This window comes from Phenylobacterium ferrooxidans (assembly GCF_042714595.1).
GTDB classification, from domain to species: Bacteria; Pseudomonadota; Alphaproteobacteria; order Caulobacterales; family Caulobacteraceae; genus Phenylobacterium; species Phenylobacterium ferrooxidans.
Genome location: NZ_JAOTJD010000057.1, coordinates 1 through 22,940, shown reverse-complemented (window position 1 = coordinate 22,940; position 22,940 = coordinate 1). Strand labels below are relative to the sequence as shown.

18 protein-coding genes are annotated in these 22,940 nt (G+C 68.6%); 8 read left to right on the top strand and 10 right to left on the bottom strand.

Going from position 1 to position 22,940, the window contains the following annotated elements; genetic code table 11:
• Positions 1-147 precede the first annotated feature (147 nt).
• A complete protein-coding gene (locus OCL97_RS21005) occupies positions 148-1,311 on the bottom strand; it encodes a DegT/DnrJ/EryC1/StrS family aminotransferase (RefSeq protein WP_377371667.1) in 1,164 nt (387 codons plus the stop codon).
• 265 nt (positions 1,312-1,576) lie between these two features.
• Positions 1,577-3,163 (bottom strand): AMP-binding protein, encoded by a 1,587-nt coding sequence (locus tag OCL97_RS21000; RefSeq protein WP_304783480.1) that lies wholly within the window; start codon positions 3,161-3,163, stop codon positions 1,577-1,579.
• Positions 3,164-3,436: 273 nt separating this feature from the next.
• On the opposite strand from OCL97_RS21000, the gene OCL97_RS20995 reads away from it, so the two are divergent.
• On the top strand, positions 3,437-3,604 hold the full coding sequence (locus OCL97_RS20995) for a hypothetical protein (RefSeq protein WP_377371666.1): 168 nt from the start codon (positions 3,437-3,439) through the stop codon (positions 3,602-3,604).
• 111 nt (positions 3,605-3,715) lie between these two features.
• Here OCL97_RS20995 and OCL97_RS20990 read toward each other — a convergent pair whose 3' ends face one another.
• Together OCL97_RS20990 and OCL97_RS20985 are read right to left on the bottom strand one after the other, a co-directional pair.
• Positions 3,716-4,120, bottom strand: coding sequence for a DUF2177 family protein (locus OCL97_RS20990; RefSeq protein WP_377371665.1), 405 nt, complete (start codon positions 4,118-4,120; stop codon positions 3,716-3,718).
• Between the two features lie 11 nt (positions 4,121-4,131).
• Positions 4,132-5,160 carry an SAM-dependent methyltransferase gene (locus tag OCL97_RS20985; RefSeq protein ID WP_377371664.1) on the bottom strand — a complete coding sequence of 343 codons (1,029 nt, stop codon included), beginning with the start codon at positions 5,158-5,160 and terminating at the stop codon, positions 4,132-4,134.
• 132 nt (positions 5,161-5,292) lie between these two features.
• On the opposite strand from OCL97_RS20985, the gene OCL97_RS20980 reads away from it, so the two are divergent.
• The 4 genes from OCL97_RS20980 (at position 5,293) to OCL97_RS20965 (ending at position 11,328) form a co-directional block, all read left to right on the top strand.
• The gene (locus tag OCL97_RS20980; protein ID WP_377371663.1) at positions 5,293-6,636 is read left to right on the top strand and encodes an NAD(P)/FAD-dependent oxidoreductase; all 1,344 of its coding nucleotides are present in this window, start codon (positions 5,293-5,295) and stop codon (positions 6,634-6,636) included.
• A 2-nt stretch (positions 6,637-6,638) separates the two neighbouring features.
• The gene (locus OCL97_RS20975; RefSeq protein ID WP_377371662.1) at positions 6,639-7,418 is read left to right on the top strand and encodes a DUF1365 domain-containing protein; all 780 of its coding nucleotides are present in this window, start codon (positions 6,639-6,641) and stop codon (positions 7,416-7,418) included.
• A 248-nt stretch (positions 7,419-7,666) separates the two neighbouring features.
• The gene (locus OCL97_RS20970; protein ID WP_377371661.1) at positions 7,667-9,466 is read left to right on the top strand and encodes an ABC transporter ATP-binding protein; all 1,800 of its coding nucleotides are present in this window, start codon (positions 7,667-7,669) and stop codon (positions 9,464-9,466) included.
• Positions 9,463-11,328, top strand: a complete 1,866-nt coding sequence (locus OCL97_RS20965) for an ABC transporter ATP-binding protein (RefSeq protein WP_377371660.1) — start codon at positions 9,463-9,465, stop codon at positions 11,326-11,328. The genes OCL97_RS20970 and OCL97_RS20965 overlap by 4 nt, the downstream gene beginning before the upstream one ends.
• Positions 11,329-11,350: 22 nt before the next feature.
• On the opposite strand, the gene OCL97_RS20960 is transcribed toward OCL97_RS20965, so the two are convergent.
• The 6 genes from OCL97_RS20960 to OCL97_RS20935 form a co-directional block, all read right to left on the bottom strand.
• Complete coding sequence (locus OCL97_RS20960; RefSeq protein ID WP_377371659.1) at positions 11,351-11,902, bottom strand: lipocalin family protein; 552 nt, start codon at positions 11,900-11,902, stop codon at positions 11,351-11,353.
• A gap of 90 nt (positions 11,903-11,992) precedes the next feature.
• Positions 11,993-14,257 (bottom strand): arylsulfatase, encoded by a 2,265-nt coding sequence (locus OCL97_RS20955; RefSeq protein ID WP_377371658.1) that lies wholly within the window; start codon positions 14,255-14,257, stop codon positions 11,993-11,995.
• Positions 14,258-14,372: 115 nt separating this feature from the next.
• Complete coding sequence (locus OCL97_RS20950; protein ID WP_377371657.1) at positions 14,373-15,806, bottom strand: FGGY family carbohydrate kinase; 1,434 nt, start codon at positions 15,804-15,806, stop codon at positions 14,373-14,375.
• On the bottom strand, positions 15,799-17,190 hold the full coding sequence (locus OCL97_RS20945; RefSeq protein WP_377371656.1) for an FAD-binding oxidoreductase: 1,392 nt from the start codon (positions 17,188-17,190) through the stop codon (positions 15,799-15,801). The genes OCL97_RS20950 and OCL97_RS20945 overlap by 8 nt, the downstream gene beginning before the upstream one ends.
• A complete protein-coding gene (locus tag OCL97_RS20940) occupies positions 17,187-18,764 on the bottom strand; it encodes a glycerol-3-phosphate dehydrogenase/oxidase (protein ID WP_377371655.1) in 1,578 nt (525 codons plus the stop codon). Before OCL97_RS20940 ends, OCL97_RS20945 begins: the two co-directional genes overlap by 4 nt.
• Positions 18,765-18,806: 42 nt before the next feature.
• Entirely contained in the window at positions 18,807-19,304 is a 498-nt protein-coding gene (locus OCL97_RS20935) for a winged helix-turn-helix transcriptional regulator (RefSeq protein ID WP_377371653.1), read from the bottom strand.
• A gap of 92 nt (positions 19,305-19,396) precedes the next feature.
• Between OCL97_RS20935 and OCL97_RS20930 the strand changes: the two genes are divergently transcribed.
• The 3 genes from OCL97_RS20930 (at position 19,397) to OCL97_RS20920 (ending at position 22,768) form a co-directional block, all read left to right on the top strand.
• Positions 19,397-20,155 carry an SDR family NAD(P)-dependent oxidoreductase gene (locus OCL97_RS20930; protein WP_377371652.1) on the top strand — a complete coding sequence of 253 codons (759 nt, stop codon included), beginning with the start codon at positions 19,397-19,399 and terminating at the stop codon, positions 20,153-20,155.
• Positions 20,155-20,760 (top strand): 2-hydroxychromene-2-carboxylate isomerase, encoded by a 606-nt coding sequence (locus OCL97_RS20925; RefSeq protein ID WP_305338290.1) that lies wholly within the window; start codon positions 20,155-20,157, stop codon positions 20,758-20,760. The genes OCL97_RS20930 and OCL97_RS20925 overlap by 1 nt, the downstream gene beginning before the upstream one ends.
• A gap of 349 nt (positions 20,761-21,109) precedes the next feature.
• Positions 21,110-22,768 (top strand): M28 family metallopeptidase, encoded by a 1,659-nt coding sequence (locus OCL97_RS20920; protein ID WP_377371651.1) that lies wholly within the window; start codon positions 21,110-21,112, stop codon positions 22,766-22,768.
• The last annotated feature ends 172 nt before the right edge of the window (positions 22,769-22,940 follow it).

Below are 22,940 nucleotides of genomic sequence, written 5' to 3'. Positions count from 1 at the left end.
CCTCCAGCAGAGAGGATGAATCAGATCAGCCCTGATTTGGGAATCCCGATTCCGTCAAAACGCGGCCCGCTCTAGGCCCGGCTATGCAGGTCGCCAACGATTTGGCGAACTGCCGCTCTCGACCCCGCAAGGGGAGAAGGAATCAGGTCAGCCGTTCCGCTTCACGAACGCCCGGATCGCCGCGATCACCTGGTCCTGGTGGTCGGGGGTCAGATAGGGGTGCATCGGCAGGCTCATCACCTTTTCCGCCGCCGCGTCGGTGACCGGCAGACCGCCGGGCGCGGGGTAGCGGGAATAGATCTGCTGCCGGTGGATCGGGATCGGATAGTAGACGGCGCTGGGAATTTCGGCGGCCTTCAGGTGGGCCACCAGGCCGTCCCGGTCGTCGGTCTCGATGGTGTACTGCGCCCAGACGCTGATCCCGCCCGCGATCACCCGCGGCGTGCGGACCACGTCGCCGAGGCCCGCCGCATAGCGGTCGGCCACCACGTTGCGGGCGGCGATCTCGTCCTCGAAGATGGTCAGCTTCTGCAGCAGGACGGCGGCCTGCAGGGTGTCCATGCGGCTGTTCATGCCGATGCGCATGTTCAGGTACTTGGGGTCATGATCGAAGGTCTTGCCGGCGATGTCTGACTTCACCGCCTGGCCATGGACCCGCAGCGAGACCAGCAGGTCGTGCAGGCGCTCGTCCTTGCACAGCACCGCCCCGCCATCGCCGTAGCAGCCCAGGGGCTTGGCCGGGAAGAAGCTGGTGGTGGTGACGTCGGCCCAGGCGATCGGGTGCTGGCCATTGAGCGTGCAGCCAAAGCCCTGGGCGGAGTCGGCGATCAGCTTCAGGCCGTGCTTCCTGGCCACCGCCGAAATGGCGGGGTAGTCGGCGGGCTGACCAAACAGGTCCACCGCGATCACCGCGCGCGGCGTCAGCTTGCCTTCAGCCTTGATGGCCTCGATGGCCGCGTCCAGCTTCACCGGATCAAGGTTGTAGGTGTCGGGCAGGACATCGACGAACACCGGCGAGGCGCCCACCAGGGGCATGACCTCTGCGGTGGCCGCGAAGGTGAAGGAGGGGCAGAAGACCGCGTCGCCGGGACCGATCTCCCAGGCCATCAACGGCAGCTGGATCGCCTCGGTGCCTGACCCGCAGGACAGGACGAAGGGCGCCTGGCCGAACGCGCCGAGCTCCTTTTCGACCTGGGCGATCTCGGGGCCCATGATGTAGGCGCCCGAGCGCACCACCTTGAGGATCGCGTCCTCCAGGGGCTGGCCGAGGCGGACCCGCTGGGCCTGGAGGTCGATGAACGGAATCGGCATGACGGATCAGTCCCGGGTCACGAAGCGGCGCGCTTCATGACACGGCGAGTCTAGCCAAGCCACACACGCTTGTTTTCGAAAAGTTGCGAGGAAGGCCAGATCCTCCCCCAGCGCGTAGCGCGATGTGGGGGAGGTGGCGACCGCCAAAGGCGGGTGACGGAGGGGGATCGCCGTAGGCGACACCTTCGACCCCAAAAGCCAGAGTCAAAGTCCCCCTCAGTCAGCTTCGCTGACAGCTCCCCCAGGAGGGGAGCATCTACAAGCCCTAGATCTGCCGGGCGCGGCCTTCCCAGTAGGGGGCGCGGACCTTGTTGCGCTGGATCTTGCCGGCCTCGGAACGCGGCAGCTCGGTGACGAAGTCCAGGCCGCGCGGCACCTTGTAGGCCGCCAGGGTCTGACGTCCGAAGCCCAGGATCTCCTGGGCCAGCTGGTCGGAGGGCTCGTAGCCGGGCTTCAGCATGATCACGGCGCGGACCTGTTCGCCCCATTCGTCGTGCGGGATGCCGACGGTGGCGCTGTCGGCCACGGCCGGGTGCTTGATCAGCTCGTTGTCGATTTCCTGCGGGTAGATGTTCACCCCGCCGGAGATGATGGTCTCGGCGTTGCGGCCGGTGAGGAACAGGTAGTCGTCCTCGTCGAAATAGCCGACGTCGCCCATGGTGAAGAAGCCGTCGCGCCGGTTGGCGTTGGTCTTGGCCTCGTCCTTGTAATAGGTGAAGCCGCCGCCGGGCGGCAGCTGGTGATAGATGCCGCCGGGCACGCCGGGGGGCAGCTCATTGCCTTCCTCGTCGAGGATGCGGACCTGCAGCATCTGCGGGCGCTTGCCGACGCTGCCGGGCTTCTTCAGCCACTCTTCGGCGGTGATGGTGAAGCCCGCCCCGCCTTCGGAGCCGGCATAGTACTCGCTCAGCACCGGGCCGAACCACTCGATCATGGCGTGCTTGACCTCGGGCGGGCAGGGCGCCGCGCCGTGGACGATGTATTCCACGTGGTCGATGGGATAGTTGGCCTTCACCTCCGGCGGCAGGGACAGCAGCCGCTGGAACATGATCGGCACCAGGTGGAAGTGGGTGACCTTCTTCTCCGAGATGGTCTTCAGGACGTGCTCGGAATCCCACTTGTCGATGAAGTGCAGCGGCACGCCGGCGTTCATCGAGGCGTTGACGTCGAAGGCCAGGGGCGCGGCGTGATAGGCCGGGCCGGCGCACATCTGCACCGAGGTCTTGGGATCGTAGCCGCGCAGGGCCAGCATGCTCGGCGGGATCACCGGGGCGTTGGCGCGGTGCACGCCCTTGGGCCGCCCGGTGGTGCCGGAGGTGTACATCATCTGGCCGCCGCGCACGGGGTCGGGGATGTCCGAGCCGTCCTCGGCCGCCAGGGTGGTCTCGTAGTTGAGGAAGCCCTCGATATCGCCGCCCACCGACAGCTTGATCAGCAGGTCGGGGCACTCGGCGGCGGCCGGGGCGGCGGCGGCCACGCGGGCCTCAGCCACCAGGGCCTTGGCTTCGCAATCCTTGATGATGTAGGCGATCTCGTCGACCGTCAGGTGCCAGTTCACCGGAGTGATGCGCAGTCCGCTGCGCTGGGTGGCCGCCAGGGTCTCGATGAACTCGGCGCGGTTGGAACAGAGCAGGGCCAGGCTGTCGCCGGCCTTCAGGCCCGCCTTGCGCAGGGCGCGCACCAGCTTGTTGGCGTTGGCGTTGACCTCGGCGAAGGTCTTTTCGCGTCCGGAGGGGTCCACCACGGCGGTGCGGTCCGGCGCCTGGTCGGCCCAGAAGGCCACGGTCATCCCGTGGTTGGCCGATTCGTCCAGAGCCGCGTTAAATTCTTCTGGCGTCTTAAATTCTTGCATTCAAATTCCTCCCGTCGCCCGGTGGCCGGCAGCGGCTTTCACGCGGTGCAATCAATTTTGTAGGTTCCGGCGCGGAGGTCGCTCGGCGGTCGCGGGCGCAATATGCCCGTGGCCTGCCGTTCCGTCCCGGAAACCTACCATCACACGGCTCGGGGCGCTCGACAACGCCCCGGAAATCCGGACGGCGATCGGATCGGGAACCTGAGCCCTGAAACTTCGTTGGCGCCGCCTCGGGGAGCCCAAAATGAACTTGGCTGTTATGTGCTGTCAGCCGTGAGCGGCAACGCTCGGCGGCCGCACCTGCCGATCGTCTTCGTCACCGGCTATGCCGACGTCGGGGCCCTGGCCCATGCCGGGGACGCGGGCGTCATCCAGAAGCCCTTCGAGGACCACGAACTGGCCAGCAAGCTGCGGGCCGTGCTCGAGAGTCTCTCCGCCTAGAGCATGTCAGGCGCAAGTGGGAACCGGTTCGCCGCCCGGACATGCTCTAACTTCAAGGAGATAGACCCCTTTTTGTCCGGTCAGGTTGATTCAACCTGACCCGGAAAGGGTCTAACCGAACTTCGCGCGCGCCCAGCGCAGGGCAAGGTAGCCGGCCGTCGCGGCCAGGGCGGTGACGAAGGCGCCCCAGGTGATGTCGGCCAGGGTGATCTTGGTGGACCAGACCTTCAGGGTCGCCTGGTTGGTGAGATCGTAGGTGGCGTAGCAGACCGCCCCCAGGATAGCCCCCGTGGTCATCGCCTTGGTCCACGAGGTGGCCGGCGAGACGACCAGGGCCATGATCCCCAGGATGTAGACGACGTAGAAGACCGCCGCGGCCTTCAGATTGACCTCGTCGGCCAGGACCGGATTGAGGGTCGGCCGGTAGAGCCGCTCATTGCTCCAGGTCAGCCATACGGCGTCCACCAAGGCGAAAACCAGGCCCGTGGCCAGGTAGGCGATGACGTATTTCAGCATCTGGTGCTCCCTCAGGCCGGCCGCAGGCGATAGTGGCTGACGCCCCATTCCGCGCCGCCGCGATGTCCGAACAGGCCGGCGGTGGCCAGGAAGAACAGCCGCCAGCGTCTCCGCCACAGCACCGCCTGGTCGCCATAGACCTCCCGCAGGACCGGCCGGATCACGGCGGCGTTGCGGTCGTAGTTCTCCAGCCACTGGTTGGCGGTGGTCTCGTAGTGAGCGCCGCTCCAGCGCCAGTCGGCCTCGACGGTGAACAGGTCGGGGAACTGCCGCATCAGGTCGTGGCTGGGCATGACGCCGCCGGTGAAGAAGTGCTGGCCGATCCAGTCGGCCTCGTCATTGACATGGAACCGGTAGGGCGTGGTCCTGTGGGTGAAGACGTGGATGAACATCGCCCCGTCCGGCTTCAGCCAACCCTTCGCCCGGGTCAGCAGCCCGCGCCAGTTGGCCATGTGCTCGAACATCTCCACCGAGACGATGCGGTCGAAAGCGCCCTGCGTGGCCGCGAAGTCGTTCATGTCGGCGGTGATGACGGTGAGGTTGGTCAGGCCCTGGGCCGCGGCTCGCCGGCGGATGAATTCGCCCTGGCTCTTGGAGTTGGAAACGCTGGTGACCCGCGCTCCGGGCAGGTTCCGGGCCATCCACAGCGACAAGGACCCCCAGCCGCAGCCGAGTTCGAGGATGTGTTGGCCATCCCTCAGGTCGGCGTGGGCGGCGGTCTGGGCCAGCGCCTTTTCCTCCGCCTGTTCCAGGGTGGCGGCGCCGTCGCCATAGAGGCAGCAGGAATACTTCAGCTGGGGCCCCAGCACGGCTTCAAAGAAGGCGGCCGGCAGCTCATAGTGCTGGTCGTTGGCTTCTCCGGTGTGCTCGGCGATCGGCCGCTGGGCCATCTCCAGAGCGAACGTCGCTTCGGCGTCGGCCGGGGCGCCCGCCAGGTTGCGGCGCGCATTGGCCACCAGGAAGTCCACCGCGGCGCGGCGCACCAGGTCGGGGAGCGGCGCGCCCTCGAAGGCGTTGATGGTGCTGGCGACGAGACTCATGGGCGGCCCTCTGCTGGCTCCCGGAAAGAAGCCTTCAGGAGCCATACGGATGCAGCTTGGCCGCGGATGCGGCGTTTGCATCCGGAGACAGTGGCGTTGCGTAACTCCACCATCCCAGCCCCAGGAGGTTCCGTGACGCCGCAATGCCCCGACAAACCGCTCCGTATCGCCGTCGTCGGCGGTGGTATCGCCGGCCTTTCCGCCGCCTGGATGCTGGGGACCAAACATGCGGTGACCCTGTTCGAGGCCGACAGCCGCCTGGGCGGCCACGCCAATACGGTCGAGGTGCGCGAGGCCGAAGGGGCGACCCCGGTGGACACCGGCTTCATAGTCTATAATCCGCCGAACTACCCCAATTTCAGCGCCCTGCTGGATCACCTGGGCGTCGCCAGCCAGCCGGCCGACATGGCGCTGAGCGTCTCCCTCGACGACGGCGCCTTCGAGTATTCCAGCGGCGCGATCTTCGCTCAGAAGCGCAACCTGTTCAGCGCGCGGTTCTGGGGCATGCCGCGGGACGTCAACCGCTTCTACCGCCATGGCCCCAGGGACCTCGCCAGCCTCGAGGCGCCGCTGACCTCCCTGGACGACTATCTGTCGCAGAAGGGCTACTGCCAGGCGTTCCGCGACGATCACCTGATCCCCCAGGCCGCCGCCATCTGGTCCACGCCGCTCACCGCCATCCGCGACTACCCGGCCGCCGCCCTGATCCGCTTCTTCCAGAACCACGGCATGATGACGATCTTCGGCCGGGGCGCCTGGCGCACGGTCACGGGCGGCAGCCGCGCCTACGTCTCGAAGCTGTCGGCGGCCTTCCGGGGCGAGGTCCGGTCGAGCGCCCGGATCGTCTCCATCCGCCGTGACGCTCTCGGCGTCGAACTGCGCGACGCGCACGGCCACGCCGAACGCTTCGACCAGGTGGTGATCGCCACCCACGGCGACCATGCTCTGCGCCTGCTGGATGACGCCACGCCGGAGGAGCAGCGCCTGCTGTCGGCCTTCAAGTACAGCCGCAACCTGACCGTCCTGCACACCGACCCCGCCCTGATGCCCAGGCGCCGCAGCGCCTGGACCAGCTGGAACCACATCGGCAAGCGCTCGGCGCCTGGCGAGGGCTGCGTCACCTACTGGATGACCCGGCTGCAGGGGCTGAAAACCGCCACGGACTACTTCGTGACCCTCAACCCCACGAAGGAGATCGCGCCCGAGGCCGTCGTTCACACCGACGTCTACGAGCATCCTCTGTTCGACGCCGGGGCCATCGCCGCCCAGCGCGAGATCTGGTCGCTGCAGGGTGTGCGCCGCACCTGGTTCTGCGGCTCCTATCTCGGCCATGGCTTCCATGAGGACGCCCTGCAATCGGGCCTGGCGGTCGCCGAGGAACTGGGCGGGGTCCGCCGCCCCTGGACGGTGGAGAACGAGTCCGGCCGCATCCATCTGGACGGCGGCGTTCCCGCGCCCGCCGTGCAGGCCGCCTGACCATGTTCGCCTCCGGCCTCTATTCCGGAGTCACCACCCACACCCGGTTCCGCCCGCGCGTCCACCGCCTGCGGTACGCCATCTTCATGCTGCTGCTGGATCTGGACGAGCTTCCGGCCCTGGACGCCCGGCTGAAAGCCTTCGGGCAGGACCGCTTCCGGCTCACCAGTTTTTCGCAGCGCGATCACCTGGACGGCTCGGCCACCCCGCTCAAGACCCAGGTCGAGGCCCACCTCGCCGCCGCCGGCATCCCGTCCGGCGGGCCGGTCCGTCTGCTCTGCATGCCGCGCATCCTGGGGGGCGTGTTCAACCCCCTCAGCGTCTATTTCTGCCACCGCCACGACGGCGCCCTGTCGGCCATCCTCTACGAGGTCAGCAACACCTTCGGCGAACGCCACAGCTACCTGATCCCCGCCCATGGGGCAGGCGTCATCGAGCAGCAGGCGCCCAAGACCTTCTATGTCTCGCCCTTCATGGACATGAACCTGGCCTACGCCTTCCGCATCGCCCCTCCGGGCCAGGAGGTCTCCATCACCGTCGATGTGCACGACGCCGAGGGCCGCCTGCTGGCCGCCAACTTCGCCGGACAGCGCGCCGAGCTCACCGACGCCGCGATCTGGAAAGCCTGGCTCAGCCACCCCCTGATGACGCTCGGCGTCATGGCCGCCATCCACTGGGAGGCTCTGAAGATCTGGCGCAAGGGCGAAAAGCTCCGCCCCCGTCCGAAGGCCCCGGGTGCGCCTGTGACTGTGGTTCCGGCGGCCCAGGTCAGCGCCGCCTAGACTCTCTTCCTCCCCCGCAAACAGGGGAGGAAAGTGTTCTCGCCTCGCCAAATCCCGGCGCAGACACATCACCGCAACCTTCCCCGCCTATTCGCCACCTGCGTCAAAACAGGTCTGGCGCGCCTAGGGCGGGCGCCTCAGAATGTTTCCATACTAGACGATGGAAATTTGAGATGAGTGATTCACACCCCTCCCGGCGGGGTGCGGCCTCGGCTGATTCCGAGCCAATCCAAGTCGATGTGAAGACCATGCCCCGCGTATTGCAGCGGATCGTTGGTCTGGCTTTTAACTACCCGTGGCTGGTGGCCCTGGCGATGGCCGCCTCGCTGGGCGCGGCGCTCGCCAGCCTGGCCCTGCCGAGCCTGCTGGGCCGCGCCGTGGACCAGGCGCATGGCCTGCTGCTGCAAGGCGCCACCCAGGCCGACCAGGCCCGCGAGGCCCTGTTGATCACCGCCGGGCTGGTGATCGGCGCCACCATTCTGCGTGGCGCCATGACCATGTGGTCGGGCTATCTGGGCGAACTGGTCAGCCAGAAGGTCGGCCACGACCTGCGTCTCCAGTTCTTCCAGCAGCTCCAGCGCCTGTCCTTCGGCTTCCACGATCGCATCCACTCGGGCGATCTGGTCACCCGCGGCATGCTCGACCTGGAGGGGGCCCGGGTCTTCATCCAGGGCGGCCTGATGCCGATCCTCACCTTGACCCTGCTGCTGGTGTTCGCCTCCTGGCAGATGCTGGCCATCGACCAGACGCTCGGCCTGATCGGCCTGGCCTTCGTGCCCTTCTCGGCCCTGGCGCTCGGCCGCATGGGCTTCCTGCTGCGGGTGACCTGGCTGCGGTTCCAGGAGCTGATGGCGCAGTTGACCCTGACCATGGAGGAGAACCTCCAGGGCATTCGCGTGGTCCGCGCCTTCGCCGGCAAGGTCTTCGAGATGGCCAAGTTCGACCAGGCCTCGGTGGACGCTCTGGCCTATTCCTACAAGCGCATCACCCTGCGCTTCCGGGGCGTGGCGGTGATGCAGGTGACCTTCAACGCCTCCATGGCTGGCGTCCTCTGGTATGGCGGCCACAAGGTGGCGGCCGGCACGATGAGCGTCGGCACCCTCACCGCCTACCTCACCTACATGACCCTGCTGCAGGGCCCGATCCGCCAGATCGCCATGATCTTCAATGCCGCGGCGCGGGCCACGTCCTCCGGCGCCCGCGTCTTCGAGGTGCTGGACCTGGAGCCGGAGATCGCCGATGCGCCGGGCGCCAAGCCCCTGGCGCCATCCAAGGGCGTGCTGCGCTTCGAGAGCGTCGATTTCGGCTACGTCCCCGGCAAACAGGTGCTCACCGGCATCGACTTCGAGGTCGGCCCTGGCCAGACCCTGGGCATCGTCGGCCCGCCCGGCTCGGGCAAGTCCACCATCGCCAACCTGATCCCCCGCTTCTACGACGTCACAGGCGGCGCCATCACCATCGACGGTGTCGACATCCGCGACGTGACCCTGCCCAGCTTGCGCGAATATGTCGGCCTGGTTCAGCAGGAAGCCTTCCTGTTCGACAGCTCCATCGGCCACAACGTGGCCTACGCCGATCCCTGGGCCGAGGAGGAGCGCATCGTCGGCGCCGCCAAGACCGCCCAGATCCACGAGCACATCGTGGGCCTGCCCGCCGACTACGAGACCCGGGTCGGCGAACGCGGCGTGGCCCTGTCCGGCGGCCAGCGCCAGCGGATGAGCATCGCTCGCGGCGTGGTGCCCGGTCCTGGCGTCATGATCTTCGATGACTCCACCGCCGCCATCGACGCGGTGACCGAGCGGCGGGTGCGCGACGCCCTGGCCGAGGCCACCCGGACCAAGGCCACCATCATCATCGCCCACAGGCTGTCGTCCCTGATGCACGCCGACCAGATCATCGTGCTCGATGACGGGGTGGTGGTGGAGCGTGGGACGCACGCGCAGCTGCTCAAGGCCGGCGGGGTCTATGCCGACCTCTATGAACTGCAGTCGCGCTCGGACGCCTCGGCGACCCTGGACGACGTGACCTTGGAAGGGGCGCCCGCGTGACCGACACCACCGCCAACGCCGCGCCCAAGCGCAGCACGCCGCGGGCCTCCCTGGGCTCCTCCGAGGGCGACGACGTCTTCGGGACCTTCGACATCAATGTCGCGCGTCGGTTCCTGGCCTTCCTGGGCCCCCACAAGCGCTCCCTGGTCATCGCCCAGGTGGCGGTGCTGATCTCGGCGGCCACCCAGGTGGCGGTCCCGGCCATGATCGGCGCCGCGGTCAATGCGGCGGTGGCCAAGGACGGGCCTCTGCTGGACCGGACCCTCATCGTCTTCGCCGCGGTGGCCGCGGCCTACGCCACCTTCTTCTTCATCGGCGAATGGCTGTCGTCGCGCCTGGCGCAGCGGGTGATCTTCGACATCCGCCGCAAGATGTTCGCCCACTTCCAGGACGTGTCCCTGTCCTTCATGGACAAGACCCACGTCGGCCGGATCATGGCCCGCCTGCAAGGCGACGTGAACGCCCTCCAGGAGTTCCTGGAAAACATGAACGGCGCCATCGGCGACTTCGTGATGCTGGTGGGCATCACCGTCGTGCTGCTGATGACCGACCTGAAGCTCGGCCTGCTGACCCTGACGGTCCTGCCGGCCCTGATCGCCATTCGCGCGGTCTGGCTGCCCTTCTCGAAAAGAAGCTTCCGCCTCGCCCGCGACGCCTCCTCCACCGCCAACTCGGCCCTGGCGGAGAACATCAACGGCATCCGCACCGTCCAGGAGAGCCGCCGCGAGCAACTGAACTTCGAGCTCTACAAGGAGAAGGCCCAGGAGAACTTCACCGCCCAGGTGGGCGCCTCCTGGATGACCCAGATCATGGTCCCCACCGTGGACGTGCTGACCGGCCTGGCCATGGCCATCGTCATCATCGTTGGCGGTAACGCGGTGCTGGGCGGCACGCTCAACGTCGGCGTGATGGTGACCTTCATCCTCTATGTGCAGCGGTTCTTCGAGCCGGTCCGCATGTTGTCCATGCAGTACACAATCATGCAGAGGGCGATGGCCGCGGGGCACCGGATCTTCGAGGTGATCGACGTCCCCGTCACCATCGCCGACAAGCCAGGCGCCATCGAGCTGAAGGACGTGCCGGCCACGGTGGAATTCCGCAACGTGACCTTCGGCTACGATCCCAAGCGCCCGGTCCTGCACGACATCAGCCTGATGGTGCGGCCCAAGGAGGTCGTGGCCCTTGTGGGTCCCACCGGCTCGGGCAAGACCAGCATCATCGCGCTGGCTCACCGCTTCTATGAAGTCGATCAGGGTCAGGTCCTGGTGGGCGGCCACGACGTGCGCGATGTCACCCTGGATTCGCTTGGGGCCAATATCGGCATGGTGCTGCAGGAGCCCTTCCTGTTCACCGGCACCATCGAGCAGAACATCCGCTACAACACGCTGAGCGCCACCAAGGACGACGTCATCGCGGCGGCCAAGTCGGTCAGCGCCCACGATTTCATCATGCGGCTGCCGGACGGCTACGACACCCAGCTGGGCCAGCGCGGGCGAAACATCTCCATGGGTCAGCGCCAGCTCATCAGCTTCGCCCGCGCCCTGGTGGCCAACCCGCAGATCCTGATCCTCGACGAGGCCACGGCCAATATCGACTCCTTCACCGAGCAGGCGATCCAGAAGGCGCTGAAGGTGCTGTTCGCCGGCCGCACCTGCATGGTCATCGCCCACCGCCTGGCCACCATCCGCGACGCCGACCGCATCGTGGTGCTGCAGCAGGGCCGCATCCTGGAGCAGGGCAGCCACGACGTCCTGATGAAGACCGGCGGGCTGTACTCGCACCTCTACACCTCGGCGCACGCCTCCTTCGATGACCAGGTGGTGGCGACGACGGGCGACTCCGAGTTCGCGACGCGGACGTGAGGCGGCCTATTCCGCCAGAGGGTCAGTCGCGCCCCGGGGTGGCCAGGACCTCGATCTCGCCGCCATAGCCCAGGTCGCGCACGCGGCCGATCAGGGCCTCGACCTCGGACCGAGGCGGGGCGACGGCCCGGGTGAAGACATAGACCTTGTCGAACTTGGGCTCCGACGAGACGAACCACTCGCCCTGCGCCCCGGCGGCGATCACCCGATACTCGCGCGACGGGCGGAACGGGCCAAAGCGGTAGCGGACGTCCAGCACCGCATTCTGGCCGGGGTCGCGGATCGTGCCGATTCCCGACAGGGCCCGCTCGCGGCCCTGGGGTCCGTCCTGCCGGCAGGCGTCGCGCACCGTGATCCGGCCCTGGGTGTCGCGGCCATGCTCGGTGGTGGCGTACTCGCAGCCGCGCGTGAGGCTGGTGGGGGTGCGCGCCTGCTCGTACCAGGTGCCGCGATAAAACGTGTCGGGGTTCAGCGGCCCCGCCGTGGGCGGCGTAGTCGGGCGGCTCTGGGCCAGGGCTGGCGCGCCGAAGGCCATGGCGATGGCGGCGGTCAGGCCAAGTCGGGACAGGCGCATGGCGGCGGCTCCAGTCAAGGGATCAGTCAGAGGTACGCGCCAGGACTACAAAAGGATGACCCCTTGAGTCGAATTGTCGGACCCCTGCGCCTATTGCCGGCTCATCTCCGCCCGAACCTCGGCACCCACCTCGCCCCGTTCGCGACGTGCCGGCAGTTCGAAGACCACCTTGGCGATGGAACCGCCATAGGCGAAGGGCGCGTGATAGTCTTCGCTCACCGGCGCCATCGAGCGGCCAATATCCATCCCCAGGCTCGACAGCATCAGCAGCAGCCGCGGCACGAGGCCGGTGGCGGCAGTGACGCCGTCGATGGCCAGGGTGACATCGCCCCCGCCCTCTGGGGTTCGCACCACCTCCAGGGTCAGGACATGGGGGCCGGGCGGCACCGGCAGGGTGGTGGCGATGCGGGTGTGCTCGTGGAACATGTTATAGTCGAACACCAGCTTGCCCCCCTGGATGTATAGGGCAAAGCCGCTGTTGATGCTGCCGCGCGCCACCAAGGCCCCGTCGCCGCCGGTGGTGGGATGGGTCAGGTCGATGACGGTCTTCCACCCTCGGGCCACCGGCGGGCAGGAATCGGCCACCAGATGCGACAGGGGCGGATAATAGACAAACCTATTGCGCGCGCTGGGCGTCCCCTGCCGCATGGAGGCTCGGAACAGGGCCGCGCCGTTGCGGTCGTCCAGAGGCAGGGCGCCGTGATCCTCGGCCTCCGACCACCAAAGGTCGATCAGGGCTTTCAGCCGCTCGGGCTCGGCCTGCGCGAGGTCGCGGCACTCCGAGAAATCGGTGTCCAAATGATAGAGCTCCCACGTGTCCGCGTCGAATGCGACGCCGGGGGTGTGGTGGGTGACCGCCTTCCACCCGTCTTTCCAGATGCCGCGATGGCCCAGCATCTCGAAATACTGGGCCGTGCGCGGCAGGATGGCGGCGGCCTGGGCAAAGCTGGGGACCAGGCTGACCCCATGCATGGGCATCTGGCTCACCCCCTGGCAGACCTCGGGGGGCTCCAGTCCGGCGGCGGCCAGGATGGTGGGGGCGATGTCGATGGCGTGACAGAACTGCTCCCGCACAGCGCCGGGGTCGGGCAGTCGCCCTGGCCAGTGGATTACCAGGGGGTCGCGCACGCCGCCGCCGTGGGTGTTTTGCTTGTACCATTTCAGCGGCGTATTGCCGGCCTGGGCCCAGCCCCAGGGAATATTGCTGTGGCTGTTGGGGCCGCCAATGTCGTCCAGCCTCGCGATGGCCGCACCGACATCCTGCGGCATGCCGTTGAAATAGAGCATCTCGTCCAACACCCCCAGGGGACCGCCCTCCTGGCTGGCGCCGTTGTCGGACATCACGATCAGCAGGGTGTTGTCCCATCGCCCCAGGGCCTTGAGCTCAGCCACCAGGCGACCGATCTGATCATCGGTGTGCTCCAGCATGGCGGCAAAGGCCTCTTGTAGCCGAGCCGCGAACGTCTGTTGGTCAGGGCTGAGGGATGCCCAGGGCTTCACGCCGGGATTGTGCGGCGCCAGAAGGGTGTCGGCTGGCACAATCCCCATTGCCTTCTGATTGGCGAACCAGCGCTCGCGGGCCACATCCCAGCCCTCGTCGAACCCCCCCCGCCAGCGGTCCAGATAGGCCTGGGGCGCATGGTGGGGCGAGTGCATCGCGCCAAAAGGCAGGTAGAGGAAATAGGGCCGCTCGGGGACCAAGGATGTCAGGTCGCGAACCATCGCAGCGGCCTGGTCCACCAGATCCTCTGACAGATGATAGCCGTCCTCAGCGGTGGCTGGGGCGTCGATCATCCGGTTGTCGCAGGTCAGTTCCGGGTGGAAGTGGTCGGTCTCCCCTTGCATGAAGCCGTAGAAGCGGTCGAACCCCTTCTGCAGCGGCCAGTTCTGGAAGGGCCCGGCTGCCGAGCACTCGGCCATCGGCGCCAGATGCCACTTGCCCACCGCAAAGGTGGCGTAGCCGTCCTCGTTCAGCACCTGGGCCACGGTGGCTGCGGAACGGGGGATCGCCCCGCGCATATTCGGGAAGCCGGTGTCCCAGTTGGACACGCCGCGCATCCCCACCGAATGGGGATTGCGCCCGGTGAGGATACAGGCCCGGGTCGGGGAGCACAGGGCCGTGGTGTGGAAGCCACTATAGCGCAGGCCACCGGCCGCCAGGGCGTCGATATGCGGCGTCTTCAGGGTCGACCCATAGCAGCCCAGATGCGCAAACCCGGTGTCGTCCAGCACCACAAGCACGATGTCGGGGCGGCCGGGTTGGCCCTTCGCCGGTGGCCACCAAGGCTGGGACTCTGCGATCGTCCGTCCGATCACCCCGCCAAAGGCCTCATCAGACCCCGTCTTGGTCGCCATGTTCGATGCTCTCCTGCCAGCGCGGGATTCAGCGGTACCGGCACCATCTCGAGGCAGCGTGCCCGGGGGCTTCTCCGTTGGCAAGCCCAACGCGGCTGCATCGGCGGGACCCTGATCAGGCCGTTCCGTAAACCTGGACCTTCCACCGCGCCAGCCGACCCTGGGCCTCGTCGACTGAGAGCCTGGGCTCAAACACCCGGTCATGGCGCACAAAGCCGGCGCTTTCGGCGGACCCCAGCAGCCCCACCCCCCGCGCGGCGCAGATCGCGGCGCCACAGGCGGTGGCCTCTCGGTGGGCGTGGCGGGCGATGGGGCGGGCCAGCAGGTCGGCCTGGACCTGCATCAGCACCTCATTGGCACTCAGCCCCCCGTCCACCTTCAGAACCTCTGAACCTGGCAGGTCGGTGGCCGCAGCGACATGGTCAGACACCTCCCGCACTCGGAACGCCACCCCCTCCAAAGCCGCCCGGGCCAGGTGACCGGCACGGGTCCCCAGGTCCAAGCCGCCGATCACCCCTCGCCGAGTCGGCTCACCATGTGGAGCCCCCAGGCCCTGGAAGGCTGGCAGCAAATAGGCCCCTTGGGCGTCGGGCGTGGCGGCGGCCAGGGCTTCAAAGCGCCGGTGATCCCCCAGGTTGAACCGGGCCCGCATCCAGTCCAGGGCCGACCCTGCCGAGTAGACCATCCCCTCCAGGCAGAACCGTGTGTCGCCGCCCACGGAGGACTGGATGAAGGGCGGGGTGCTGGGGCCAGGATAGAGGAAGGTCGCGCCGGTGGCGATGTTGAAGGTGGCCGAGGTTCCGTAGCTGACCTTGGCCGCGCCGGCGGTCTCACAGCCCTGGCCAATGAGGGCAGCCTGCTGGTCGGCGATGTCTGCGGTGATCGGCACCACGGCCCCCAGCCCCTCCCGCGTCGTGGTCCCCAGCCGCCCCCAGGTGTCGCACAGCGTCGGGAACAGGGAAGGGGCCAGGCCCTGCAGCTCCATCAGTCGCGCGTTCCAGGCCAGGGTCGAGAGGTCGAGATAGCCGGTGGGCCAGGCCTGGCTGCGGTCGGTGACGTGGGCCGCCCCGCCGGTCAGCTTCCAGATCAGGAACGAGTCGATATTGCCGAAGGCCAGGCGCTCGGGCGGATGGTCGGCCAGGCCCGCCACCATCCCCTCCAGCTTGGCGGCGGCCTGCTGCGGCGCCAGGCCCACCCCGAGGGCCTGAAGCTCCCGGGCTCGGGCCACCCCGCGCAGGTCGCTCCAGACCACCAGGGGGGTCAGGGGACGGCCGCTGATCCGGTCCCATATCACCGCGCTGGTGCGCTGGGAGGTGACCCCGATGGCGGCCAGGTCATGGGCCGTGCGGCCGGCCGCGGAGAGCGCCCGCGAGATGGCCTGGCGGGTCCCGCGCCAGATGGCGGTGGCGTCCTGCTCCACCCGGCCGGGGTCGGGGGAGAGCGTGCGCACCGCCGAGCTGGCCTGGCTCAGCAGCTCGCCGCCGGCGGTGAACAGGCAGACCCGCAGGTTGGTGGTGCCCGCGTCGATGGCCAGCAGCAGCTCAGGCATCGGGAATCAGCACCCCGGGGTTCATGATCCCCCTGGGGTCGATCGCCGTCTTCAGGGTGCGCAGCAGGGCCGCGCCGGTCGCGCCCAGCTCGGTGGTCATCCACCCCCGCCGCACGCGGCCGACGCCATGGTGGTGGGCGACGCTGCCGCCGCCGTCGGCGGTGGCCTGCAGGATCCGCCGCCAGGCCTCGAAATAGGCGCCCTCCATGGCCGTGCTGCCCTCCAGCTGGATCGCGAAGGTGAAGTAGAGGTTCAGGCCGCTGCGATAGACGTGGCTGGAGTGGGCCGAGGAGGCCCGGCAGCCCTCCATGGCGCTGACCCCGGCCACGGCGGTCTCGTAGATTCCGGCGATCCTGTCCCAGGGGGCGGAGATCTCGACGGTGTCGGCCACCATCTTGCGCTCCAGGATCTGGTCCCAGCCGGCGACGTGGTTGCGGTGTCCCATCCAGTGCTCGACGATCTTGCCGGGCAGGGGCGCCAGGCCCAAGTCCTGGGCCATCGCGCCCACCGCCGCGACCTCGGCCGCCACCAGGGCGGCGGGGCCCTCGTGGACCATGATCACCGTGTGGTCGCGGGCCTCGTCGTGCAGCCGCTTGCTCTCGCGGACGTCGTACTGCCGCATCACCGGCGGCCGCCAGCCCGTCTGGACGATCTCGCGCTGGAACTCGAAGCCCTGCGACATGGTCTTGGCCGCGAAGGCGGTGAAGGCCTGGCGCTCCGGCGCCCGCCGCAGGGACAGGGTCACCCCGGTGATCACCCCCAGCGTGCCTTCCGATCCCAACATGACGTGCCGCAAGTCGGGACCGGCGGAGGCGCGGGGGCCCTTGCCCAGGGTCACCAGCGAGCCGTCGGGCAGGACCGCCTCGATGGCGTAGACGATGTCCTCGATATTGCCGTAGGCGCTGGAGAACTGGCCCGAGGCCCGGGTGGCGATCCAGCCCCCGACCGTGGAGAGTTCGATGGATTGCGGCCAGTGGCCGGCGGTCAGGCCCTGGGCCGCCAGCTCGGTTTCAGCGGCCATGCCGTTCTTGCCGGCGTCGAAACTGGCCAGCAGGTTGAGGGGATCGATGGACCGGGTGGCGTTCATCGCCCCCATGTCCAGCAGGAGGGTCTCGGGTCCGACGATCACCCCGCCCACCACGCCGCTGCCCTGTCCGAAGGGGACCAGGGGCGCCCCCCTGGCCGCGGCGATCCGCACCACGGTCTGGACGTCGGCGACGCTGACGGGCCGCACCACGCAGGCCGGATTGGGCGCGGCTCCGCCGAACCGGTCGCGCAGGTTGGAGACCATCCAGTAGTCGTGGCGGCGCGCCGCCAGGCTGGCCTCATCGGTGAGAACCTTTGCCGGGCCCAGGGCCTCGGTCAGGGCGGCGATGACGGTCATGCGGTCTCCAGGGCGCTGAGGCTGTCGGCCCGCAGGGCGCGACAGGTCTCGATCTGAGTTTGGGTTTCGGCCGGCGACCAGCCCAGCAGGCCGGCCATGGCCTCGGCGGCGGGCGCCAGGGCGGCCAGGCCCCCGTCGGGGTCGAACCAGGCGCGGGCGCTGCGCCGCACCCAGTAGTCCTCCAGGGTCAGGGCGCCTTCCTGCAGCACCGCGTGCGCCGCCTCGACGGCCGGGCCGCCGCCGGCGTCGGCGATGGCCTGGGCCTCGGCCCCATAGAGGCTCACCAGCCGGTCGCCCGGGGCTCCGAGGCGGCGGGTCAGGGCGGCCATGTCGACGTCGCCCCCCACCAGGGGCTCGGTTGCGGTGCGGGCGGCGGCCACCTTCCGGCCCAACAGTTCCTCGGTCATGTCGACGATGCGCTCGGCCATCATGCGATAGGCGGTCAGCTTGCCGCCGGCGATGGAGAGCACGCCCCCGGGCCCGGTCCAGATCTCGTCCTTGCGGGAGATCTCCGAGGCCGACTTCCCGGCCTGCGCCACCAGGGGGCGGACGCCGGACCAGGCCGAGACGATGTCGCCCCGCGTCAGGGGATCGATGGTGAACCTCTGGGCGGCGGCGGCCAGCAGATAGTCGACATCCGCCGCCTCGATCCGCGGCCAATAGTCGGCGTCGGGATAGAAGGTGTCGGTTGTGCCGAGATAGGTCATGTCGCCCTTGGGCACGGCGAAGACGCTGCGCCGGTCGGCGGCGGGCATGATGATGGTGCGGGCCACCGGCAGCCGGGCGGCCGGGACCACCAGGTGGATTCCCTTGGTCAGGGTCAGGCGTGAGGCGGCGGCGGGGTCCTCCAGGGCGCGTAGGGCGTCCACCCACGGGCCGGCCGCGTTGATGATCACCCGGCCGAACACCCGGGCCCGGTTCGGCGTTCCCTCCAGACCGTCGTCCAGAACCACCCCGGTGGCGCGGCCGTTCTCGGTCAGCATCGCGCGCACCGGCGCATAGCTCAGCACCTTCGCCCCGTGGGCCGCGGCGCTGCGGATATTGGCGAGGGTCAGTCGGGCGTCATCGGTCAGGTACTCGGGATAGACCACGGCGCCGGACAGGTCCTCGGTGGCGATGGTGGGTTCGCGCCGCGCGAGGTCCGCCTTGGACCAGACCTCATGGCGGCGGTCCTTGGGCACGTCCCCGAGCTTCTCGAAGGCCCACATGCCGGTGCGCAGCTTGGCGGTGACCGTCGCGTTCTTGGCCGGGATGACGAAGGGCGTCTGGCGGGTCAGGTGCGGAGCGACCCGCTCCACCGCCTTGCGCTCCGAGGCGGCCTCCTGGACCAGGGCCAGGTCGCCCTGGGCCATGTAGCGCAGACCGCCATGGATCATCTTGGACGATCGGCTCGAGGTCCCGGACGCGAAATCCCGGGCCTCCACGAGCGCCACCGACAGACTGCGCATGGCCGCGTCCCGAGCCACCCCGGCGCCGGTCACGCCCCCGCCGATGACGATCAGGTCGAAGGTCTTGCCATCGACCGCGTCGAACAGTCCCGCCCGATTCCGGAAATCCAGCGTCCCGTCAGCCATCAGTTCCACCCCTAAGGTCTTTCGCGCGCCAGCTGCGCTACATCAACCGAAGCGGGGGGCGAGGTCCAGGCTGGGTTTAAGGTCCGTCTGGGCCGCCCCAGGCCCGGCTCGCGTCTCCACCTCCCGGGCGCCGACCGGGGCGTGGCATTCCGAGCAGGTCATGACGGGGGCGAAGTCGCAGCCGCAGGCCTTGTGGCGGTGGAGCAGGGGGGCTCCGGCCTGCCCGGCATAGTGCTTGTCGCCCCAGTGAACGATGGCCATGACCACGGGATAGAGGTCCAGGCCCTTCTGGGTCAGGCGGTACTCGTGGCGCACCGGGCGGTCCTGGTAGGGGGCCTTGGCCAGCACGCCCTCGTCCACCAGCAGTTTCAGCCGCTCGGCGATGATGGTGCGCGAGATGCCGAGCCGCGTCTGAAAGGCCTCGAACCGCCGCACCCCCAGGAAGGCGTCGCGCAGGATCATCAGGGTCCAGCGGTCGCCGATCACCGCCACCGAGCGGGCGATGGAGCAGGGCTGGTCGGCGAGGTCTTCCCACTTCACGGGCGGTGTTCCTTGGTTCGGCGACACTATCCCATTGACTGGGTCCAGATTCAATACGATGGTGCGTACAGAAACTGAACTTAGGTGAGGCCATGTCTGGAGAACCACTGCACGCGGCGCCCAAAGTCTGTCTGGTGATCGGCGCCGGGGACGGGGTCGGCGGGGCCATCGCCAGGGCCTTCGCCGCCGAGGGCCTGACCGTCTGCGTCACCCGCCGCGCTCGCAACCTCGACCAGCTTGAGGCGCTCGCCGCCGACATCCGCAAGTCCGGCGGCAAGGCCCACGCCTTCGGCGTCGACGCCCGCGACGAGGCCGAGATGGTCGCCCTGTTCGACCGGGTCGAGGCTGAGGTCGGCCCGCTTGAGGTGGTGGTCTTCAACATCGGCGCGAACGTGCGGTTCACGGTTCTGGAGACCACGACGCGGGTGTTCCAGAAGGTCTGGGAGATGGCCTGTTTCGCGGGCTTCCTCAGCATCCGCGAGGCGGCCCGGGTGATGACGCCGCGCGGCCGGGGCACGATCCTGGTCACCGGGGCCACCGCCTCGATGCGCGGCGGCAAGATGTACTCGGCCTTCGCCTCGGCCAAGGCGGCCCTGCGCTCGGTGGCCCAGACCGCCGGCCGCGAACTGGGACCGGCGGGGATCCACGTCGCCCACATCGTGGTGGACGGCGCCATCGACGGGGTGTTCACCCGCACCAACAACTCGCCTGAGGCCGTGGCCGCCAAGCTGGCCGGCGACGAGATTCTCAAGCCGGAAGACATAGCCGCGAACTATGTCTGGCTGCACAATCAGCAACGCTCGGCCTGGACCCACGAACTGGATCTGCGCCCCTGGAAGGAGACCTGGTGATGGGCAAGACGATCGATTTCATCTTCGATTTCGGCAGCCCCAACGGCTACCTATCCTGGAAGGTGCTGCCCGGCATCGCCGCCAGGCACGGCGCCACGGTCAACCTGATCCCCTGCCTGCTGGGGGGCATCTTCAAGGCCACCGGCAACCAGTCGCCGGTGACGGCCTTCGGCGGGGTGAAGGGCAAGCTGGAATATGAGGGCCTGGAGACCAAGCGCTTCGTCGCCGCCCACGGCCTCACCGCCTATCGCTCCAACCCCCACTTCCCGGTCAACACCCTGCTGATCATGCGCGGCCTGGTGGCGGCCAGGCGGGCTGGGGTGGGCGACGCCTACCTCGAGGCCGTGGTCTCTGCGATGTGGGAGCAGGGCTTGAAGATGGACGATCCCGAGGTGGTGGCCGGCGTGCTCACCAAGGCCGGCCTCGACGCCCGCGCGATCCTGGAGGCGACCCAGGACCCGGAGGTGAAGGCCGAGCTGGCAGCCAACACCGAGGCCGCCGTGGCCCGCGGCGCTTTCGGCGTGCCGACCTTCTTTGTCGACGGCGAGATGTTCTTCGGCAAGGACCGGCTGCACGCGGTCGAGGCGGAGCTTTCGCGGGTCTGACGGGCTGACCAAATATCCGCTCATCCCGGCGGCGCGAAGCAGCCAAGGCCGGGACCGCGAAGCGGCGGCGCGAAGCAGCCACCCAGATTCACCTCCAGTGACCGGGCTTGATCCACCGTTCGTGTGGTTCGTGTGGATCGTGGACAATCTGATGGGCCTCCGCGTCGGCGCGACCCGAAGAATTGGAACCACGAACCACACGAACCACACGAACAAGGGTCCTGGTCGAAGGCTCAGAATGAATCTGGTCCCGGCCTGCGCCGGGAGGAGCGGTTGGGGTGGCGCCTGAACCCGTATTCACTTGGGTCATCACGCTCTAGGATCGGGCTCTGTTCCCGGAGTCCGACCCATGAAGTTCGCCGCGCTCACCCTCGCCGCCGCCCTGATGGCGACCACAGCCCAGGCTCAGTCCTCCGGCCCCATCGACCCGGCGCGGCTCTCGGCCATCGTCAAGGTGATGGCGTCCGACGCGTTCGAAGGCCGGTCGCCGGGCTCGCCGGGTGAGCAGAAGACGGTCGACTACCTCATCGGCCAGTTCCAGGCGCTGAAGCTGGAGCCGGCCGGCGACAAGGGCGGCTGGACCCAGGAGGTTCAGCTGCAGCGCTTGCAGGTACAGCCGGGCGCCAAGCTCAGCGTGGCGGTGGCGGGCAAGACGACGGTTCTCGAACAGGCCCAGCAGATCAATGTCGCCACCCTGCGGCCGGTGGACCGGGTGGCCATTGCGAACGCCCCTCTGGTCTTCGTCGGCTATGGCGTCAGGGCGCCCGAGCGGGGCTGGGACGACTTCAAGGGCCACGACCTGACGGGCAAGGTCGCGGTCTTCCTGATCAACGACCCCGACTTCGAGGCCAAGCCCGGCGAGCCGGTGGCCGGCAAGTTCGGTGGTCAGGCGGCGGCCTATTACGCGCGCTGGACCTACAAGTACGAAGAGGCGGTGCGCCAGGGCGCCGTAGCCGCCCTGATCGTCCACGAGACGCCGGGCGCCGGCTACGGCTGGTCGACGGTGGCGGCCTCCAACGGCGAGAGCTTCGACATCGTCCGGGCCGACCCGGCCAAGGACAAGCTGCTGCTGCAGGGCTGGATCGCGCGCGACACCGCCGTCGATCTGTTCAAACAGGCGGGCCTGGACTTCGAGGTCCTGAAGACCAGCGCGCGGTCGGCGGACTTCAAGCCGGTGGCCCTGCCCGGCGCTGCGTTCTCGGCGGACTACGGCGTGACCCACAGCCAGGTCGCCAGCCGCAATGTGATCGCCAAGCTGACCGGGGCGACCAAGCCCGACCAGAGCGTGATGTTCTCCGCCCACTGGGACGCCTTCGGCCTCGGCGCTGCGGTGAACGGCGACAAGGTGCGGCACGGGGCGGCGGACGACGCCATCGGGGTGGCCGGCGTGCTGGAGATCGCCCGCGCCCTGGCCGCAGGGCCGCGCCCGGCCCGCACCACGCTCTTCGCCGCCTGGACCGCCGAGGAGCGCGGCCTGCTGGGATCGGAATACTACGCCACCCATCCGCACACGCCGCTGGACAGGATGGCGGCCAACTTCACCCTGGATGTGCTGCAGACGGCGGGACCGGCCAAGGACGTGGTGCTGGTGGGCTATGGCCAGAGCCAGCTCGATGACCGCCTGATCGCCGCGGCCAAGACCCAGGGCCGCACGGTGACCCCCGACGCCCGCCCGGAACGCGGCCTGTTCTTCCGCGCCGACCATTTCAGCCTGGCCAGGCAGGGGGTGCCGGTGATGCTGCTGATGGGGCTCGGCGGCGGCGCCGACCTGGTCAAGGGCGGACGCGCGGCCGGCGACAAGTGGGTCAGCGACTATACCGCCAACTGCTACCACCAGCCCTGCGACGCCTGGAGCCCCGACTGGGACCTGCGCGGCGCGGCCCAGGACGTCGAGCTGTTCTATGTGATGGGCAAGGCCATCGCGTCCGACCCCAGGGATTGGCCCGACTGGAAGGACGGTTCGGAGTTCAAGGCGATCCGTGCGCGCACGGCGGGGGTGCGGCGGTAGCTGCCGCCCGTCGTCAGGCTCGGGCCCGTTATTCGCGGAACCGGACAGGGTATCGGCTACGATCCGCGTTGCGCGCGACCCCTAGTTGCCGCTCACGACCGAGGCCGTGGAAAAACGTGAGTTCCGGTCTCGGCTTGGTTGGCCCGGCGGAGTTGATTGATCGAGTTCCGCT

What these genes read in the sequence shown, in the direction of transcription:
- OCL97_RS21005 (WP_377371667.1), bottom strand. Translation starts at nt 1,311, where the DNA reads ATGCCGATTCCGTTCATCGACCTCCAGGCCCAGCGGGTCCGCCTCGGC.
- OCL97_RS21000 (WP_304783480.1), bottom strand. Translation starts at nt 3,163, where the DNA reads ATGCAAGAATTTAAGACGCCAGAAGAATTTAACGCGGCTCTGGACGAA.
- OCL97_RS20990 (WP_377371665.1), bottom strand. Translation starts at nt 4,120, where the DNA reads ATGCTGAAATACGTCATCGCCTACCTGGCCACGGGCCTGGTTTTCGCC.
- OCL97_RS20985 (WP_377371664.1), bottom strand. Translation starts at nt 5,160, where the DNA reads ATGAGTCTCGTCGCCAGCACCATCAACGCCTTCGAGGGCGCGCCGCTC.
- OCL97_RS20975 (WP_377371662.1), top strand. Translation starts at nt 6,639, where the DNA reads ATGTTCGCCTCCGGCCTCTATTCCGGAGTCACCACCCACACCCGGTTC.
- OCL97_RS20970 (WP_377371661.1), top strand. Translation starts at nt 7,667, where the DNA reads ATGCCCCGCGTATTGCAGCGGATCGTTGGTCTGGCTTTTAACTACCCG.
- OCL97_RS20960 (WP_377371659.1), bottom strand. Translation starts at nt 11,902, where the DNA reads ATGCGCCTGTCCCGACTTGGCCTGACCGCCGCCATCGCCATGGCCTTC.
- OCL97_RS20955 (WP_377371658.1), bottom strand. Translation starts at nt 14,257, where the DNA reads ATGGCGACCAAGACGGGGTCTGATGAGGCCTTTGGCGGGGTGATCGGA.
- OCL97_RS20950 (WP_377371657.1), bottom strand. Translation starts at nt 15,806, where the DNA reads ATGCCTGAGCTGCTGCTGGCCATCGACGCGGGCACCACCAACCTGCGG.
- OCL97_RS20945 (WP_377371656.1), bottom strand. Translation starts at nt 17,190, where the DNA reads ATGACCGTCATCGCCGCCCTGACCGAGGCCCTGGGCCCGGCAAAGGTT.
- OCL97_RS20940 (WP_377371655.1), bottom strand. Translation starts at nt 18,764, where the DNA reads ATGGCTGACGGGACGCTGGATTTCCGGAATCGGGCGGGACTGTTCGAC.
- OCL97_RS20930 (WP_377371652.1), top strand. Translation starts at nt 19,397, where the DNA reads ATGTCTGGAGAACCACTGCACGCGGCGCCCAAAGTCTGTCTGGTGATC.
- OCL97_RS20925 (WP_305338290.1), top strand. Translation starts at nt 20,155, where the DNA reads ATGGGCAAGACGATCGATTTCATCTTCGATTTCGGCAGCCCCAACGGC.
- OCL97_RS20920 (WP_377371651.1), top strand. Translation starts at nt 21,110, where the DNA reads ATGAAGTTCGCCGCGCTCACCCTCGCCGCCGCCCTGATGGCGACCACA.